The sequence below is a fragment of the Streptomyces rimosus genome (genome assembly GCF_008704655.1).
Classification (GTDB): domain Bacteria; phylum Actinomycetota; class Actinomycetes; order Streptomycetales; family Streptomycetaceae; genus Streptomyces; species Streptomyces rimosus.
This window is the reverse complement of the sequence record NZ_CP023688.1, coordinates 2,848,251-2,864,183: the sequence shown is the minus strand read 5'-3', so window position 1 is coordinate 2,864,183 and position 15,933 is coordinate 2,848,251. Positions and strand designations below refer to the sequence as shown.

Genomic DNA, 15,933 nt, shown 5'->3' with positions numbered 1-15,933 from the left:
TGCCGCCCCTTTCGCTGCCTTACGGCAGGTTGTGGACGTGCGGTCCCACCGCGTTCGACCAGGCGTTGCCGGTCGCCGCGTCCCAGTTGGTGGACCAGGTCATGGCGCCGCGCAGGGACGGGTAGGTCTTGGCGGGCTTGAAGGAGCCGCAGCCGGTGCCCTTGGTGAGGCAGTCCAGCGCGTTGTTGACGACGCTGGGCGACACGTAGCCGCCGCCGGCGGCGCGGGTGGAGGCCGGGACGCCGATGCCCACCTGGGACGGGTCGAGGCCGCCTTCGAGCTGGATGCAGGCCAGGGCGGTGAGGAAGTCCACGGTGCCCTGCGAGTAGACCTTGCCGTCGCAGCCGAGCATCGAACCGCTGTTGTAGTACTGCATGTTGACGACGGTGAGGATGTCCTTGATGTTCAGCGCGGTCTTGAAGTAACCGCCCTGGGTGGACTGCATGTCGATGGTCTGCGGGGCCATGGTGATGACCAGCTTGCTGCCCGCCTTCTGGGACAGCGAGCGCAGGGCCTGCGACATGTAGGTCGGGTTGATGCCGTTTTCGAGGTCGATGTCGACGCCGTTGAAGCCGTACTCCTGCATCAGCGCGTAAGCGCTGTTGGCGAAGTTGTTCGCGGAGGCGGAGTCGTTGACGGAGATGGTGCCTTTCTCACCGCCGACGGACAGGATGACGTTCTTGCCGGCCGCCTGCTTCGCCTTGATGTCGGCCTTGAACTGCGCGACCGTGTAGCCGCCCAGGCCCGCCGAGTCGAGGTTGAAGGTGATCGCGCCGGGTGTGGTGGTGGCGTCGGCGAAGGAGACCGCGATGATGTCGTACTGGTCGGACACATCGCTGATCTTCTGTACGGTCGTGCCGTTGTTGAAGTTCTGCCAGTAGCCGGTGACCGCGTGCTTCGGCACGGAGGGGCCGGGGTTGCCGCCACCCGGGGACGTGGTGGCGGTGACCTCGGCCGACTTGGCGGACTCGCCCGCCGCGTTGGTCGCGGCGACCTGGAAGCGGTACGCGGTGGCGGGGCTCAGGCCGGTCACGGTGGCCGAGGTGCCGGTGACCGCCTGGACCTTGGCGCCGTCGCGGTAGACGTTGTACCCGGTGGCGTACTTGGCCGGGTTCCAGGACAGCGCCACGGAGGACGAGGTGACCGCGCCCGCGGTCAGCCCGGTGGGCGCGTCGGGGGCCGGGTCACCCGGGTCGCCGTTGCCCCCGCCGTCCGGCCCGAAGACGCTGATGTCGTCGGCGAAGTAGGCGGCCTGCCCGTACCACCCGTGGGTGTAGACGGTGACGGAGGTGGTGGAGGGGCCGGTGGTGAAGGTGGTCTTCAGCTGCTGCCAGGTGGTGGCGCCCGGGGCCCAGGTGGACACGTCGGTGGTACCGGTGCCGCTCGCGCCGAGGTAGACGTACGAGCCCTGGACGTACGCGCTGAGCGTGTACGTGGAGTTGGGCTTGACCGCCACGGTCTGCGAGCACTTGGCCTGGTCCGTACCGGAGGGCGTGGCCTTCAGGGCCGAGGTGCCGCCGTGCACGGGGGAGGACACGGTGGAACCGGCGCCCGCCGAACACGTCCATCCGGAGAGCCCGGACTCGAACCCGGGGTTCTTCGCGTTGTTGACGTCGGCGGCGGCACCGGCGGCGGCGTGGGGGGCCGCCGAGGCGCCGGCCGCGGTGCCGGTGACGGCGAGGGCGGCGGCCGCCAGCCCGGTGACGGCGGTGCCGAGCCACCGTCTGTGCCGGGAGCGGGGGGTGCGGGACATGAGGGGGTGCGGCATGGCTGTCTCCAAGTGATGAGCCCGGAAGAGCCGCCCGCCGGGTCCGGAGAACGGGGCGGGCGCTGCGCACAAAATGGTCCAGACCAATGCGGTTGTCAAGAGTTTGTGAAGTGTTCATGGACGGCCGTCCGTTGGCGGCGTGGTGGGGAGAACCGTTCCCGCGGACGATGCGGGCCTCCCGCACGCCCTCCTGAGGGAGGGGCGGCGCCCGCGGCCGTACGCCGTTCTCCTTAGGGGCGAGGTGGTCACCGTGGACGATGTCCCGGCGCCGCACAGGCCCGATGGTGGAGGAGTGAACCCTGAGCAACCACCGTCATCCCCACCACAGTTACAGGAGCGGACCATGCCTGAAGTCAGACGCCGGACCCTGCTCGCGGGCGCGGCGGCGCTCGGCGGCACGGCCGCGGCCGTGGCGGCGCCGGGCACCGCGGTAGCCGCGCCCGCCTCCCCGGCCACCTCCACACCTCTCGTCACCCTCGGCCCGGACGACCCGCGCTACTCCTCCCTCACCCGCCGCGGCAGCAACGGCCGCTTCGTCGGCAAGCCCGAGCGCGTCCACGTCGTGAGCACCACCGAACAGGTCGTCGCCGCCGTACAGCGGGCCGTACGCGACGGCAAGCGCATCGCCGTACGCAGCGGCGGCCACTGCTTCGAGAACTTCGTCGACGACCCGTCCGTCCGCGTACTGATCGACACGTCGCCCATGCGCGCGGTGCGTTACGACGCCGCCCGCCGCGCGTTCGCCGTCGAGCCCGGCGCCCTGCTCGGCGAGGTCTACCGCGCCCTGTTCCTCGGCTGGGGCGTGTCCATCCCGGCCGGTGCCACCGCGGAGGTCGGGGTCGGCGGGCACGTCCTCGGCGGCGGGTACGGCACGCTCTCGCGGCGGTACGGGCTCTCCGTGGACCACCTGTACGCCGTCGAGGTCGTCGTGGTCGACCGGTCGGGCCGGGCCCGCAGCGTGGTGGCCACCCGCGACCCCGAGGACCCCCATCACGACCTGTGGTGGGCGCACACCGGCGGCGGGGGCGGCAACTTCGGGATCGTCACCTGCTACTGGTTCCGCGACCCGGCCGCCAAGGGCGACGACCCCGCCCGGCTGCTGCCCAAGGCCCCGGCGTCCGCCCTCAGCTTCTCCGCGACCTGGAACTGGAAGGACATCGACGAGCGCGCCTTCACCCGCCTGGTGCGCAACCACGGCACCTGGCACGAGCACAACAGCGCGCCGGACTCTCCCCACACGGACCTGTTCAGCGTGCTGATGCTCAGCACTCGCAACACCGGCACCTTCTCCCTGGTGGGCCACCTGGACGCCACCATGTCGGACGCGGAGCGGCGGATGCGCGCCTACGTGGACGCCGTCGGCAGCGGGACGGGCACCAAGCCGGCCGTCCAGCACACGGTCAGGCCCTGGCTGGAGGCAGCCGCCCTCGTCCAGGAGACCAACCCCGCCCCGTTCAAGGTCAAGTGCGGCTACCTGCGCAAGGGCTACACGGACCGGCAGCTCACCGCGCTCCACCGGCACCTGGCGGGCCCGGTGTCGGAGAACATCTCCGGGGCGCTGTGGCTGGTCTCGTACGGCGGAAAGGTCAACACCGTCGCACCGGACGCGACCGCCGTCGCCCAGCGGGACTCGATCCTCAAGGCGGTCTACATGACCGGCTGGGAGGGCGAGGAGACGGCCGGGGCGAAGCCGCTGGCCTGGCTCCGCGCCTTCTACCACGACATCTACGCGGACACCGGCGGCGTACCGGTACCGGGCCCGGTCAGCGACGGCTCCTTCATCAACTACCCGGACCGCGACCTGGCCGACCCGAACCTGAACACCTCCGGCGTCCCGTGGCACACGCTGTACTACAAGGGCAACTACGCGCGCTTGCAACGCGTGAAGGCTCGTTGGGATCCGCGGGATGAGTTCCGGCATGGGTTGTCGATCCGGCCGGCAGGGTGACCAGGCCTGCACCCGGGCTGCCCATGGGCGGTTCCGGGTGCGGGTGGTCAGTTGACGTCGGGCGGGATGATGAAGCCTCGCGTGGGCCCTCCGTCGGCCCGTCGCGGGGGTTTCGGGTCGGCTTCCCCGAACTGGGCGACGACGGCCGCCAGCACGTCAGGGGTGGTGTCCTTCCGCACCGTGGGATCGAGGCTGTCGTACACGCGCCATGCCCCCGCCGTATCGTCCGGGTTCTCCGGCGCCACGATCCCGGGGATACCCAGTCGCCTCAGCGTGGCGTCCACGTGCCGGGCCTCTTCCGCGTCCATGCCGTCACCTTCTCTGCCGGGGGCGGCAGCCTAGCTGCCCTGACCGCCGCCATGTGAGCCGCAGCCACCGGGGTTGATGGGGCCGCAGCCGCCCGGCTTCGGGGTGTGCGAGCAGTTCGCCGCAACCGGTACGAGGGCCTTGGCCGGCCCCGTCCACAGCTCGCCATCCACGCTGTGCCCGGCCTGTTCGATCAAGGCCGCAGTACGGGTCAGCGCGTGCGGGTCGTGCCGCCCGGGGTCCGGCCGTTCCGGGTAGTGGTGCACGAATCGTCCGAGCCGTTCGCACACCGTGGCGTACGGGGCCGTGTGCAGGATCAGCGCATGCCACCCCTCGTCCACCACGCGCGACGGAGTGATCTTCACCGTGGGGAATGTGGCGGCGGCGTCCACGAACTTGAGCGCTTCCGCGACGATCCGAGTGGCCGTAGCCTCATCCATGCCGGGATTGTTGTCGATGACCGTTGCGACGACGCCCCCGAATGCAGCAGGGGTGAGTAGTGCGCGTACATCGTGCATGTGCTGTGCCTGTCCGTTGAGGTCGGTGGCGCTCAATGAGGCGCCGGAAGCGGCGGAATTTCCGCCTGCCCCTCGTTCAGTTCCAGGCGGCGCACGAGCGCCACGTCCTGGAACGTCCGGGCGAACGTCGGGTGCCCCGTACGGCCCGTGTGTGCCATCGCCGCCAGATCGGCCGCCCTCAGGTCGGCGGTCGGCGTCAGCGTCCACGAGCATCCGCCGGTCAGGCAGCACGCCGATACGGTGATCTCGCTTTGCGGGTGCGTGCCGATCGTGTGCTTCACGGCGCGGATCACGCTGCGGGGGGTCACGGGCGTACCGCCGGCGCGTCGATCGGCAGTCCCATCACGCGCGGCTCGTGCGGGTGGTTACGGATCTCCAGGGAGCAGTCCAGGGCCGCCGAGTGGTTGGTGTAGCCGTCCGCGGTGCCCTTTCCTGTCCGGTACGCCCGTCGCCACACCACGGCGTGCGCGCACACCTCGCAGCCCTCGACCGGTACCGGTTCGGGCGACGGGGCCCGCATGGGCAGGTTGACCGGCGGTTCCGGGGAGCCGCGGTGGGGCGTGGAGCGAGCCCGGCTCACGACCGGACGTGTCCAGGTCAGCGCCCGTGCGCGCTCCTCGCCGGTGGGCTTGCGCAGGTGGTCGGGACGCACCGCCCATTCCCGTCCGCCACCAGGCGGGACGAGGTACACGGCCCCTTCGTCCCGCCTGCGTACCTCGCCGATCCTGTCGCTCGTCGTGTCCACCGCGTACGTTCCCGTGGTGGGGGCCCAGTCGTAGCCCATGGTTCATCGCCGTCCCCTCGATGTTTCGTAAGGCGATCGTCGCGCCGGGGCCGGCGTTGCCACCAGCGGCCCCCTGTAGGCCGGATGTCGGCCAGACTGGCTCCATGGGAAGCCGCATCGGGGCCAACATCCGGCGTGAGCGGGACCGTCGTGGGTGGAGTCAGGGGCGCTTGGCGCGTGAGATCTGCCGGGGGGCCGGGGTTATGGGCGAACCGGTCGGCCGTCAGGAGGTCAGCCGGTGGGAGCAGGGGAAGCGCACCCCCCGCCAGTGGCTGCCGTTCATCGCCACCGCCCTCGGGGTGTCCGTGGACGTGCTCCAAGAGCCGCAAAGGCTCGATCAGCCGCCTTTGCCGACCCTGTCGGATTTCCTGCCCGACGGCGATCCGCTGGCCCCGCTCAGTGCCCGCGAGGGCCGACGCGTCGGTCTGGGGCAGGTGGGTGACCTGCAGAAGCGCGTGCACGGGCTCCGGCTCGCGATGACGTACTGGCCGGAGGCGACTTGGTCCGGCCTGCCCTGCGGGAACTTCGCGCCGCTGTACGCGTGTACCGGGAAGGCACCCACTCCGGCGAGGTGGGGCGTGCTCTCCTCGGGCAGATCGGCGAGTTGGCGCAGATCGCCGGGTGGATCGCCAGTGACGCCGGACAGCATGGGGATGCCGAGCGTATTTACCGGCTCGGCATCAGTGCGGCGATGCAGGCGGACGACCGGACGCTGGCCGGGAATCTCGCTGGTTCGCTGGCCTATCAACTGAGCAACACCGGTGGGGAGGTTGAAGGGGTCCGGCTTGCGCGGGCGGCGCTCGACGGGGTGGGGCCGGATGCGCCGCCGAAGGCCCGCGCGCTGTACCTCGATCGGGTGGCATGGGCCCACACCAAGGCTGGGGAGACCCAGCCCGCCATGCGAGCACTGGGGGAGGCCGGGGAGGCGCTGGCCGAGGACAGTGCGGAGACCGAGTCACCCGCCTACCTGTATTGGGTGGACGCCGGGGAACTGAAAGTCATGGAGAGCTGGGTCTACACGGAGATACACCGCCCCCTACGGGCCGTGCCCCTGCTGCGGGACGTGCTCAGCCGGTACGACACGACACACACCCGGGAACTCGCCCTGTACCTGTCGTGGCTGGCCATCGCCCTGGCCGACGCCAACGAACCGGAAGAGGCGGCAGCGACAGCGGAGCGGGTCATCATGCTGAGCGGGGCCATGACCAGCGACCGCACGGCCGAGCGGGTCCGCGTCGTACGGGAGCGGCTGGAGGGCTACGGGGACGTTCCCGAAGTTCGGGCGGTGCTTGACGGCGCCGCATGAGCGCCCCCGCCGCGACACCACGGCCCGCACTGGAATCACCGGTCGCCCCACCCCCGTAACCGGACCCATCTGTTCCCGAACTTGTCACCCCGATACCTATCGGACGCCACGAAGCTCCACTACCGTCCCGCTCGCCCCGGCCAATGGGCCGGTGGTGAACCATTGCCCGACCGTGGGCAGTCGACTGGGAGGTCGAGCGTGGTATCCGAGGTATCTCGCAGACGGGTCATGGGGGTTGGCGCGGCGGCCGCCGCCGCATCGCTGCTGCCGCCGTCGCTCCAGCAGGCGCTGGCGGCGGAGCAGCCCGTGGCCGCGGCCGGGTACGGACACGGGCACGGGCGTGGCCGGGGCGGGCTCGATGCCATCAAGCACGTCGTGGTGCTGATGCAGGAGAATCGTTCCTTCGACCATTACTTCGGCATGCTGCGCGGCGTACGCGGCTACGCCGACCGCAACGCCGTCCGGCTGCCGAACGGCCGCAGCGTCTTCGAGCAGCCGGGCACGGGCGGCGCCGGGACCGTGCTGCCCTTCTCCGTACGCGAGGCCGCGGCGGCCCAGAAGAAGGACCTCCAGTACATCGGCGCGCTCAACCACGACTGGTCCGGCGGCGCCAAGGCGTGGCGCGACGGGTGGATGGACAACTGGGTCACCGCCAAGACTGCCGCCACCATGGCCCACTACGACCGCCGGGACGTCCCCCTGCACTACGAGCTCGCCGACACCTTCACCGTCTGCGACGCCTACCACTCCTCGATCCACTCCTCCACCAGCCCCAACCGCAACCACCTGGTCAGCGGCTGGACCGGGCCCGAGCCGGGCTCCGGCAAGCGCGCGGTGGGCAACGACGCCTACGCGGAGGACACCCACCCCGGCTACGCCTGGCCCACGTACGCCGAGCGCCTGGAGAAGGCCGGGCACAGCTGGCGCGTCTACCAGGAGTGGGACAACTTCACCGACAACAACCTGGAGTTCTTCGCCACCTTCAAGGCCGTCATGAAGAAGGCCCTCGCCAAGGTGGGCGGCGGCGTGCAGAACATGACCGCCTTCTACGGGAAGGTCGCCGCGGCGGGGGAAGCGGAGCGCAAGCGCTTGCAGGGACTGCTGGAGGAAGGCGTACGGGCGCTTGGCGCGGCCGATCGCAGCCTCTTCGAGCGCGCGCTGCGCCGGGGCGAGCCGGGCTCCACCGCCACCGCCTTCGCCGCGGACGTCGCCGCGGGCAAGCTGCCCGAGGTGTCCTACATCGTCCCCTCCGCCGCGGACTCCGAGCACCCCGGCTCGTCCTCGCCGGTCGCCAGCGCCACCATCGTCTACAAGGTCCTCGACGCGCTCGGCAAGAACCCGGACGTGTGGCGGCACACCGCGCTGTTCCTCACGTACGACGAGAACGACGGCTTCTTCGACCACGTGCCACCGCCGGTCCCGCCGCAGGGCACGGAGGGCGAGTTCTGGGACGGGAAGCCGACCGGGCTCGGGATACGCGTGCCGATGCTGGTCATCTCGCCCTGGTCGGTGGGCGGCTACGCCTGCTCGGAGGTCTTCGACCACACCTCCATCGTCCGCTTCCTGGAGCGCTGGACGGGCGTGCGCGAGCCCAACATCAGCGCCTGGCGGCGCACCGTCTGCGGCGATCTGACCACTGCCTTCGACTTCTCGCGCGGGCGTCGGCAGCCCGCCGTCGAGCAGCCCGGCGCGATCCCGCCGTTCAGCGGGCGCTGGTCCCCGCGCCCGCCGCGCGAGCAGCAGCTGCCGCGCCAGGAGGAGGGCACCCGGCCCGCGCGCCCGCTGCCGTACCAGCCCGATGCGGACGGCGCCTACGACGCGCAGGGCAAGCGCTTCCGCCTCGCGGTGCGCAACAGCGGCCGGGCGAGCGCGCACTTCGCGCTGTACCCGTACGCGGGGGAGTACGGCACGCCGCAGCACCGCGACGTGCTGGGCCGGGCCGACTGGGAGGTGCCGGTCAAGGACGGCGCGTACCGATTCACCCTTACGGGCCCCAACGGGTTCCGGCGCGAGCACGCGGGCACGGCCGCCGGCGCGGCCGCCGCGGTCCGGATCAGCACCCGCCTGGACGCGCACCGGCGTGAGCTGCACCTCACGCTCGTCAACAAGGGGCGCGCGGACCTCACCTTCACGCTGAAGCCGCTGGCGTACAGCGACGCGAAGCCGCGCACGGTCACGGTACGGGCGGGCAGCACCCGTACCGTCGCACACGCCGCGGCGGCCGCGCACGGCTGGTACGACCTGGACCTGTCCGTCGCGCAGGACGCTTCCTTCCACCGCCGCTTCATGGGGCACATCGAGAACGGGAAGGAATCGATCACCGGCTGACCGGGAGCGGGCGGGCCCGGATACTTCCGGGGCGGGACCGGGCCCCTCCCGGTCGGCACCGGTCGCCTTCCGGTCGCCCGGTGATCCCCGGCCGAAGTTCCGCTTCCCGGTCCCTTTGTGGGGAAGTCCACAAAAGGGTCAATGGATCTTTTCCTGCTGTCACTCTGCAAGAGGTACGGGCCCGTCGCTCCTTCGTCGGCAGGCGGCGGTCCCGTGCTTCCCCCTCCATTACGCGTTCGGCACCACGGGTACACCCCGGGAGACATCGGCGCCTGACCCGGGAAGCAGACGAAGAGCTTCATGACCGCACTGACCCGGTGGTGCCTGCGGCGCCGCATCGTCGTGATCGTGCTCTGGCTCGCCGCCTTCGCGGGAGCCGCCGCCGCGGCCGGGGCCGCCGGTTCCGCCTATTCCGACCGCTACGAAGTCCCCGGAACCGAATCCGGGCAGGCCGGGGCCCTGCTGGCCAAGGCGTTCCCGGACCAGGCCGGGGGCGGTGACACGATCGTGTGGCACACCGCGTCCGGCACCGTCCGCGCGGGCGCCGTGCAGAAGGACCTCCAGCAGACCCTCGACAAGATCGCCCGGCTGCCCGGGGTCGCGTCCGTACAGAGTCCGTACGGTCCTCAGGGCGCGGGCCAGATCAGTCAGGACGGGCACACCGCGTACGCGGAACTGTCCTTCGACGCCCCCGCCGACGGCGCCGAGGACTTGGACAAGGCGCAGGTCCAGCGGGTGGTGGACACCGCCAAGGCCGCCGAGGGCAACGGACTCCAGGTGGAGCTGGGCGGCGCGGGCATCGCGGTCACCGAGTCCTCGGGGACCCACCTCGCCGAGGCGATCGGCCTCGCGGCCGCCGGAGTCGTCCTCTTCCTCGCCTTCGGATCGCTCGCCGCCACCCTTTTGCCGCTGGTCACGGCGGTGGTGAGCGTGGGCACCGCCTCGGCGGGCATCGCGCTGCTCGGCCACGCCATGACGGTGGCCGACTTCGCCCCGATGCTGGGCATGCTCGTCGGCCTCGGGGTCGGCATCGACTACGCGCTTTTCATCGTGACCCGGCACCGCAGAGGGCTGAAATCCGGCCTGACCGTACGGGAGGCCGCCGAGCGCGCGGTCAGCGTCTCCGGGCGCGCGGTGGTCTTCGCCGGGGCCACCGTGTGCATCGCCCTGCTCGGCATGTTCGTGCTGCGGCTGGGCTTCCTCAACGGCGTCGCCCTCGCCGCCTCGCTCACCGTCGTCCTGACCGTCGCCGCCTCGATCACCCTGCTCCCGGCGCTGCTCGGCGTGATCGGGGAGCGGGCGCTGAGCCGGCGCGAACGGCGGCGGCTGGCCGCCGACGGGCCCCTGCCCGAGCCGCCCGCGGGCTTCGCCGCGCGCTGGTCCGGCTTCGTAGAACGGCATCCCAAGCTGCTCGGGGCGGCCGCCGCGGCCCTCATGCTGCTGCTGGCGCTGCCCACGCTCTCCTTGCACCTGGGCACCTCCGACCAGGGCAACAACCCCGCCACCAGTACCACCCGCCAGGCGTACGACCTGCTCGCCAAGGGCTTCGGCCCGGGCTCCAACGGGCCGCTGTCCCTGGTCGGCGACCTCGACGGGGCCAAGGACCGGCTCGCCTTCGACCGGCTGCCGGCCGAACTGCGCGGCACGCCGGGCGTGGCGCAGGTCCAGGGCCCGGAGTTCGACGGCAGCGGCAGCACGGGCGTGATCACCGTCGTACCGGACGGCTCCCCGCAGTCCCGGCAGACCTCCGACCTGGTGGAACGGCTGCGCGACGAGGTGCTGCCGAAGGCCGCCGAGGGCACCGGCATGAAGGTCCACGTGGGCGGGGTGACCGCGAGCTACGACGACTTCGCGGCCGTCATCGTGGGCAAACTGCCGCTCTTCGTGGGCACCGTCATCGGCCTGGGCTGCGTCCTGCTGCTCCTCGCCTTCCGCAGCATCGGCATACCGCTGAAGGCCGCCGCGATGAACGTCGCGGCCGTCGCGTCCTCGTTCGGGATCGTGGTGGCGATCTTCCAGTGGGGGTGGGGGAGCGAACCGCTCGGGCTGGGCAGCGCGGGCCCGATCGAGCCGTTCCTGCCGGTGATCATGGTGTCGGTGCTGTTCGGGCTCTCCATGGACTACCAGGTCTTCCTGGTCAGCCGGATGTACGAGGAGTGGCGGCGCACCGGCGACAACTGCCGCGCCGTACGGGTCGGGCTGGCCGAGACCGGCCGGGTGATCAACTCGGCGGCGGTCATCATGATCGCGGTCTTCGCGGCGTTCGTGCTCAGCGGCGACCGCATCGTGGCCATGTTCGGCATCGGCCTGGCCGCCGCCGTCGCCCTGGACGCCTTCGTCCTGCGCACCCTGCTCGTGCCCGCCCTGATGCACCTGCTCGGCGGCGCGAACTGGTGGCTGCCGGGGTGGCTGGAGCGGCGGCTGCCGCGGATCAGCATCGAGCCGCCGGAAGCGGAAGCGGAAGGGGGCCCGGAACACGGGACGGCGCCGGACCCCGGGGCGGACGGAGCCGGGGTTCCGGTTGCGGTTCCGCTTGCCGTCCCGGGGGCGCGGCGGGGCGACGGGAAGCTCGTACGGCGGTGAGGGGCGGGACCGGGGCGGGCGGGCTCGCTCGAGCGCCCCGGACGGCCCGTACGTACACCGACGTGGCCGGTTTCCCTTGCGTCACGGGCGTTCTCATATGTCTCTCAGACGCGGCACCTACGGTCGCGCCCATGGACACGACGAAGACCGAAGCGCGCACCGACGACACGAAGGCGGCCGAGGCCGCCGAGACCCCCGGTACGACGGAGGCCACCGGCACGTCCGAGGCTCCCGAGGCCAAGAAGGCGGACGGGGGACCGGCCGCCGGCGCCGCGGTCGACGAGGACGCCCCGCGCGGCGCCGACGCCGACGAGGACCGGGAGGAACCCGAGGACGCCGAGGAGGACGTGCCGCCGGCCGCCGCCACCGCGACCGGCTCGGTGGCGTCCGGCGCCGGTGCCGTCGTCGCCGCCGGGCTGGGCCTGGCCTCGCTCACCGGCACCTGGATGGGCACGGTCCTGGCCGAGCGCCAGACGCTGCTCGGCCAGATCAAGCTGCAGACCGGCAAGGCCACCGACCAGATCGGCACCGTCTACGGCGCCCCCTGGCACACCCACGCCCTCGTCAACGGCCTGTTCGCGCTGCTCGCCGTGGTGGTCGCCGGCCTGGTCCTCACCCGTACCCGCCCGGCCTGGGTACGGGCCGTGGCCTGGGGCGGACTGGCCCTCGGCGTGCTGGGGATCATCGTCTCCGCCGGCATGTACTTCGACCTGTTCGCGAGCCTGCCCACGCTGCCCAAGAGCGGTGGAGCCGGCACCCCCGGTTCCTAAGGAGCCGTTCTTCCTGAGGGCGCGAGCCCCAGCGGGGCCCCGGAATCCGGCATTCCCTAAGGCCGTACGCGGCCGTCTAAGGAACGGCCGGTCCGGGGCCCCGCGCGGCTAAGGCCCCCGCACCCCGCGAGATCGGGAACCTGCCCGATGCGGGCCGCCCCCCTGGGCGAGCAGGCTGGAGCACGTCAACAGGACACCGCCACCAGGTGTCACCGTGCCAAAGCCTGAACCAGGGAGCACACCATGTTCTACGGGGAACTCGAACTCCGCGTCCGCTACGAGGAACTGCGGCGCCAGGCCGACCGGGAGCGGCTGGCCAACGAGGCCCGCAAGGCGCGCCGCGCGCGCCGGGCCGAGTCCAGGGACAACGGCTCCGAAAGGCGGGTGAGCGGCCGGCCCGACCGGTTCACCGAGGCCGCATGATCAGCCGGCCGGCCGTGCGCTGCTCCATCGCCACGGCTCCCGCGGCCCGACCGGGGCCACGGGAGCCGTCGCGCGTGACCATGACCACTCCCGCGTTGTCAGACCCCTGTGCGATGCTCAGCGACGTGGAAACCAGGTCCGTCAGTCCGGTGTTCGTCGGCCGTGGCAGCGAGTTGAACACGCTGCGCGGCGCTCTCGCCCGTATCAAGGAGACGGGCGAGCCCCGGGCGCTGCTCATCGGCGGTGAGGCGGGGGTCGGCAAGACCCGGCTCATCGAGGAGTTCGCGTCCGCCGCGCGGGCCGACGGCGTCCTGGCCGCCATCGGCGGCTGCATCGAGATCGGCTCCGAGGGCCTGCCGTTCGCCCCCTTCTCCGCGGTCCTGCGCCTGCTCAACGCCCAGCTGCCGGGCGAACTGGCCGCCGCCGTCGCCGGCCAGGAGGGCGAACTGGCCCGCATCCTGCCCGAGCTCGGCGAGACCGCCGGTGACGGCCGCGACGACGAGCAGGGCCGCGCCCGCCTCTTCGAGCTGACCGCCCGGCTCCTGGAGCGCCTCGCCGCCCACCGGCCGCTCGTCGTGGTCATCGAGGACCTGCACTGGGCCGACCGCTCCACCCGGGAGCTGTTCTCCTACCTGCTGCGCGCCCTGAACGACGCCGGCATCCTGCTCGTCGCCACCTACCGCTCCGACGACATCCACCGCCGGCACCCGCTGCGCCCCTTCCTGGCCGAGATCGACCGTATGCGCACCATCAGCCGCGTCGAACTGGCCCGCTTCACCCGCGCCGAGGTCCGCACCCAGATCGCCGGCATCACCGGCCGCGACCCCGACGAGGCGCTGGTCGACCGGGTCTTCAAGCGCTCCGAGGGGAACGCCTTCTTCGTGGAGGAGCTGGCCCGCAGCATCGAGGACGGCTGCCTGACCGGGCTCAGCGACCCGCTGCGCGACCTGCTGCTCGTCCGCGTCGAGGCGCTGCCCGAGGACGCCCAGCGGGTCGTGCGGGTGGCCGCCGAGGGCGGCTCCACCGTCGAACACGAACTCCTCGCCGCCGTCTGCGGCCTGCCCGAGGACGACCTCATCGAGGCGCTGCGCGCCGCCGTCGGCTCCAACACCCTGGTGCCCGACCGGGACGGCACGGGCTACCGCTTCCGCCACGCCCTGGTCCGCGAGGCCGTCGTCGACGACCTGCTGCCCGGCGAGCGCACCCGCCTCAACCGCCGGTACGGCGAAGCCCTGGAGGCCGACCCCTCGCTGGTCCGCGCCGAGACCTGCGCCGCCCGCCTGGCCAGCTACTGGTACCACGCCCACGACCCGGCCAAGGCGCTGCCCGCCGTGCTCGCCGCCTCCGTCCAGGCCCGCCGCCGCCACGCCTACACGGAGCAGCTGCGCCTGCTGGACCGCGCCCTGGAGCTGTGGGACGACGCCCCCAAGGAGGTCCGCCGCGCCGTGCGCCCGGCGGACTACGCCGAGGCGTACCCGGCCTGCGGCTGCGACGACGACGCGCTGCACTTCATGGACCTGCTCGCCGAGATCGCGGTGGCCGCGCGCCTGTCCGGGGACACCGAGCGCGCCTTCACGATCACCAAGCGCGCCCTGCGCTCCCTCGACGCGGAGAAGGACCCGCTGCGCACGGCGTGGTTCCTGCTCCAGCGCTCCCGCCTCGTGCAGGGCACCGGCCGCGGCGACGGCTGGGCCGAACTGGCCCGCGCCCAGGAGCTGGTGCGCGGCCTGCCGCCGTCCTCCGTGCACGCCGCGGTGCTCGCCCAGTCCGCGACCTGGGCGATGCTGCACACCCCCGGCTCCGAGAGCTTTGCCACGGCCGAGCGCGCCGTGGAGCTGGCCCGGCTCGTCGGCGACACGGAGCAGGAGCTGAATTCGCTGGTCACCCTGGCCGGCCTGCGGGTCGATTCGGGCGATGTGGAGGGCGGACTGGAGCAGCTGCGTGCGGTCCTGGAGCGGGCGGTGGCCCGCGGCTGCTCCTCGGTGGTCGCCCGCGGGCACATCAACCTCTCCTCGGCGCTGGAAGGCGTGGGCCGCTCCACGGAAGCCGTCGAGGTGGCGGACCGGGGCCTCGCGCTCACCGAGCACTACGGCCTCAAGGAGAGCACGAGCTGGGTCAGCGGGAACCGCGCCGAGTCCCTCCAGTCACTGGGCCGCTGGAAGCAGGCGCGCGAAGCGGCCCTGGACGCCCGCCGCCGCTCGCTGAGCGCCCGCTCCCGGGCCCTGGCCACCAACCGCCTCGCGGACCTCGCCCTGAAGGAGGGCGACGTGGACCGCGCGGAGCGGAATCTGACCGTGGCCCGCGAGCACTACGGCAACCACGACCCGCAACCGCAGCACTACATCCCCCTCGCCCGGTACGCCCTGGAGATCGCCGCCGCCCGGGGCCGCGTGGCGGACGTACGCGACATCCTCCGGCAGGCCATGGAGAGCGGTTTCCCGCCCGGCACCCAGCGCTATGTCTGGCCGCTGCTGTGGGCGGCGGCCACCGCCGAGTCGGAGCTGCGCGGCCTGCCCGCCGCCGAGCCGGAGCGGCCCGCCGCCCTCGCGCGCATCCAGCAGGCCGCGAAGAGCACGCCCGCCGTGTCCCCCGTCTGGGCGGCGTACGGCCGCGCCGTCGAGGCCGAGCTGCTGCGCGCCGAAGACGGCGCGGCGCCGGACGCATGGGCCGCCGCGGTAGCCGCCTTCAAGCAGGTGGAGCGCCCGTACGAACTCGCCGTGGCCTGCTACCGCTGGGCCGAGGCGCTGCTCCACGACGCCGCGCGGGCGACGGACGGACTGGAGGGCCGCACGCCGCGCGAGGCCGCCGCGCTGCTGCTCGTCCAGGCCCGCGAGGCGGCCCGCGAGATGGGTGCCGGGTCGCTCACCGACGGCATCGAAGGGCTCGCCCAGCGCGCCCGAATACCGCTGGCGGCGCGGCCGGAATGGGAGGCCGCGCGGCCCGCCGCCGTACCGCCCGTCGAGACGTTCGGCCTGACCCCACGGGAGCGGGACGTGCTGCGCCTGGTCGCGGCCGGGCGCAGCAACCGCCAGATAGCCGACGAGCTGTTCATCTCGCCCAAAACGGCCAGCGTCCATGTCTCCAACATCCTGGCCAAGCTGGGCGTCTCCGGCCGCGGGGAGGCGGGTGCGATGGCTCATCGGCTGCGGTTGTTCGCCCCGGCGGAGCAGGCGGCGGGGTAGCGGCGCGGGGTAGGCGG

At 72.4% G+C, this 15,933-nt stretch carries 12 protein-coding genes and 1 pseudogene; 8 read left to right on the top strand and 5 right to left on the bottom strand.

The genetic code is table 11. The annotated features are described in order from the left end of the window. Positions 1–19: 19 nt before the first annotated feature. A complete protein-coding gene (locus CP984_RS11615) occupies positions 20–1,768 on the bottom strand; it encodes a chitinase (RefSeq protein WP_003984990.1) in 1,749 nt (582 codons plus the stop codon). Positions 1,769–2,111: 343 nt separating this feature from the next. Between CP984_RS11615 and CP984_RS11610 the strand changes: the two genes are divergently transcribed. Further along, positions 2,112–3,716, top strand: coding sequence for an FAD-dependent oxidoreductase (locus tag CP984_RS11610; protein WP_030179071.1), 1,605 nt, complete (start codon positions 2,112–2,114; stop codon positions 3,714–3,716). Between the two features lie 47 nt (positions 3,717–3,763). Here the strand turns inward: CP984_RS11610 and CP984_RS11605 are convergent, their stop codons facing one another. The 4 genes from CP984_RS11605 to CP984_RS41250 form a co-directional block, all read right to left on the bottom strand. Next, entirely contained in the window at positions 3,764–4,024 is a 261-nt protein-coding gene (locus CP984_RS11605; RefSeq protein ID WP_003985985.1) for a hypothetical protein, read from the bottom strand. A gap of 30 nt (positions 4,025–4,054) precedes the next feature. Then, positions 4,055–4,462 (bottom strand): glycine-rich domain-containing protein, encoded by a 408-nt coding sequence (locus CP984_RS11600; RefSeq protein ID WP_226048647.1) that lies wholly within the window; start codon positions 4,460–4,462, stop codon positions 4,055–4,057. 110 nt (positions 4,463–4,572) lie between these two features. Next, positions 4,573–4,848, bottom strand: a complete 276-nt coding sequence (locus CP984_RS11595) for a DUF7848 domain-containing protein (RefSeq protein ID WP_003985987.1) — start codon at positions 4,846–4,848, stop codon at positions 4,573–4,575. Continuing rightward, positions 4,845–5,324: a hypothetical protein gene (locus CP984_RS41250; RefSeq protein ID WP_003985988.1), complete on the bottom strand. Its 480-nt coding sequence runs from the start codon at positions 5,322–5,324 to the stop codon at positions 4,845–4,847. Before CP984_RS41250 ends, CP984_RS11595 begins: the two co-directional genes overlap by 4 nt. A gap of 20 nt (positions 5,325–5,344) precedes the next feature. Between CP984_RS41250 and CP984_RS42020 the strand changes: the two are divergent. From CP984_RS42020 to CP984_RS11555, 7 genes and pseudogenes are all read left to right on the top strand, one after another. Continuing rightward, positions 5,345–5,581 (top strand): annotated as a pseudogene (locus tag CP984_RS42020) (helix-turn-helix transcriptional regulator); the annotation flags it as partial. Between the two features lie 284 nt (positions 5,582–5,865). Further along, positions 5,866–6,630 carry a hypothetical protein gene (locus CP984_RS42015; RefSeq protein ID WP_003985989.1) on the top strand — a complete coding sequence of 255 codons (765 nt, stop codon included), beginning with the start codon at positions 5,866–5,868 and terminating at the stop codon, positions 6,628–6,630. A gap of 228 nt (positions 6,631–6,858) precedes the next feature. Continuing rightward, a complete protein-coding gene (locus tag CP984_RS11575) occupies positions 6,859–8,958 on the top strand; it encodes a phosphocholine-specific phospholipase C (RefSeq protein ID WP_003985990.1) in 2,100 nt (699 codons plus the stop codon). Positions 8,959–9,258: 300 nt separating this feature from the next. Next, positions 9,259–11,541, top strand: a complete 2,283-nt coding sequence (locus CP984_RS11570) for an MMPL family transporter (protein ID WP_003985991.1) — start codon at positions 9,259–9,261, stop codon at positions 11,539–11,541. Positions 11,542–11,672: 131 nt separating this feature from the next. Then, positions 11,673–12,311 carry a hypothetical protein gene (locus CP984_RS11565; protein WP_003985992.1) on the top strand — a complete coding sequence of 213 codons (639 nt, stop codon included), beginning with the start codon at positions 11,673–11,675 and terminating at the stop codon, positions 12,309–12,311. A gap of 243 nt (positions 12,312–12,554) precedes the next feature. Then, complete coding sequence (locus tag CP984_RS11560) at positions 12,555–12,734, top strand: hypothetical protein (protein ID WP_032922004.1); 180 nt, start codon at positions 12,555–12,557, stop codon at positions 12,732–12,734. A gap of 113 nt (positions 12,735–12,847) precedes the next feature. After that, complete coding sequence (locus tag CP984_RS11555; RefSeq protein ID WP_003985993.1) at positions 12,848–15,916, top strand: helix-turn-helix transcriptional regulator; 3,069 nt, start codon at positions 12,848–12,850, stop codon at positions 15,914–15,916. The last annotated feature ends 17 nt before the right edge of the window (positions 15,917–15,933 follow it).

What these genes read in the sequence shown, in the direction of transcription:
- CP984_RS11575 (WP_003985990.1), top strand. Translation starts at nt 6,859, where the DNA reads ATGGGGGTTGGCGCGGCGGCCGCCGCCGCATCGCTGCTGCCGCCGTCG.
- CP984_RS11600 (WP_226048647.1), bottom strand. Translation starts at nt 4,462, where the DNA reads ATGGATGAGGCTACGGCCACTCGGATCGTCGCGGAAGCGCTCAAGTTC.
- CP984_RS11605 (WP_003985985.1), bottom strand. Translation starts at nt 4,024, where the DNA reads ATGGACGCGGAAGAGGCCCGGCACGTGGACGCCACGCTGAGGCGACTG.
- CP984_RS11570 (WP_003985991.1), top strand. Translation starts at nt 9,259, where the DNA reads ATGACCGCACTGACCCGGTGGTGCCTGCGGCGCCGCATCGTCGTGATC.
- CP984_RS11610 (WP_030179071.1), top strand. Translation starts at nt 2,112, where the DNA reads ATGCCTGAAGTCAGACGCCGGACCCTGCTCGCGGGCGCGGCGGCGCTC.
- CP984_RS11560 (WP_032922004.1), top strand. Translation starts at nt 12,555, where the DNA reads ATGTTCTACGGGGAACTCGAACTCCGCGTCCGCTACGAGGAACTGCGG.
- CP984_RS11565 (WP_003985992.1), top strand. Translation starts at nt 11,673, where the DNA reads ATGGACACGACGAAGACCGAAGCGCGCACCGACGACACGAAGGCGGCC.
- CP984_RS41250 (WP_003985988.1), bottom strand. Translation starts at nt 5,324, where the DNA reads ATGGGCTACGACTGGGCCCCCACCACGGGAACGTACGCGGTGGACACG.
- CP984_RS11555 (WP_003985993.1), top strand. Translation starts at nt 12,848, where the DNA reads ATGCTCAGCGACGTGGAAACCAGGTCCGTCAGTCCGGTGTTCGTCGGC.
- CP984_RS11615 (WP_003984990.1), bottom strand. Translation starts at nt 1,768, where the DNA reads ATGCCGCACCCCCTCATGTCCCGCACCCCCCGCTCCCGGCACAGACGG.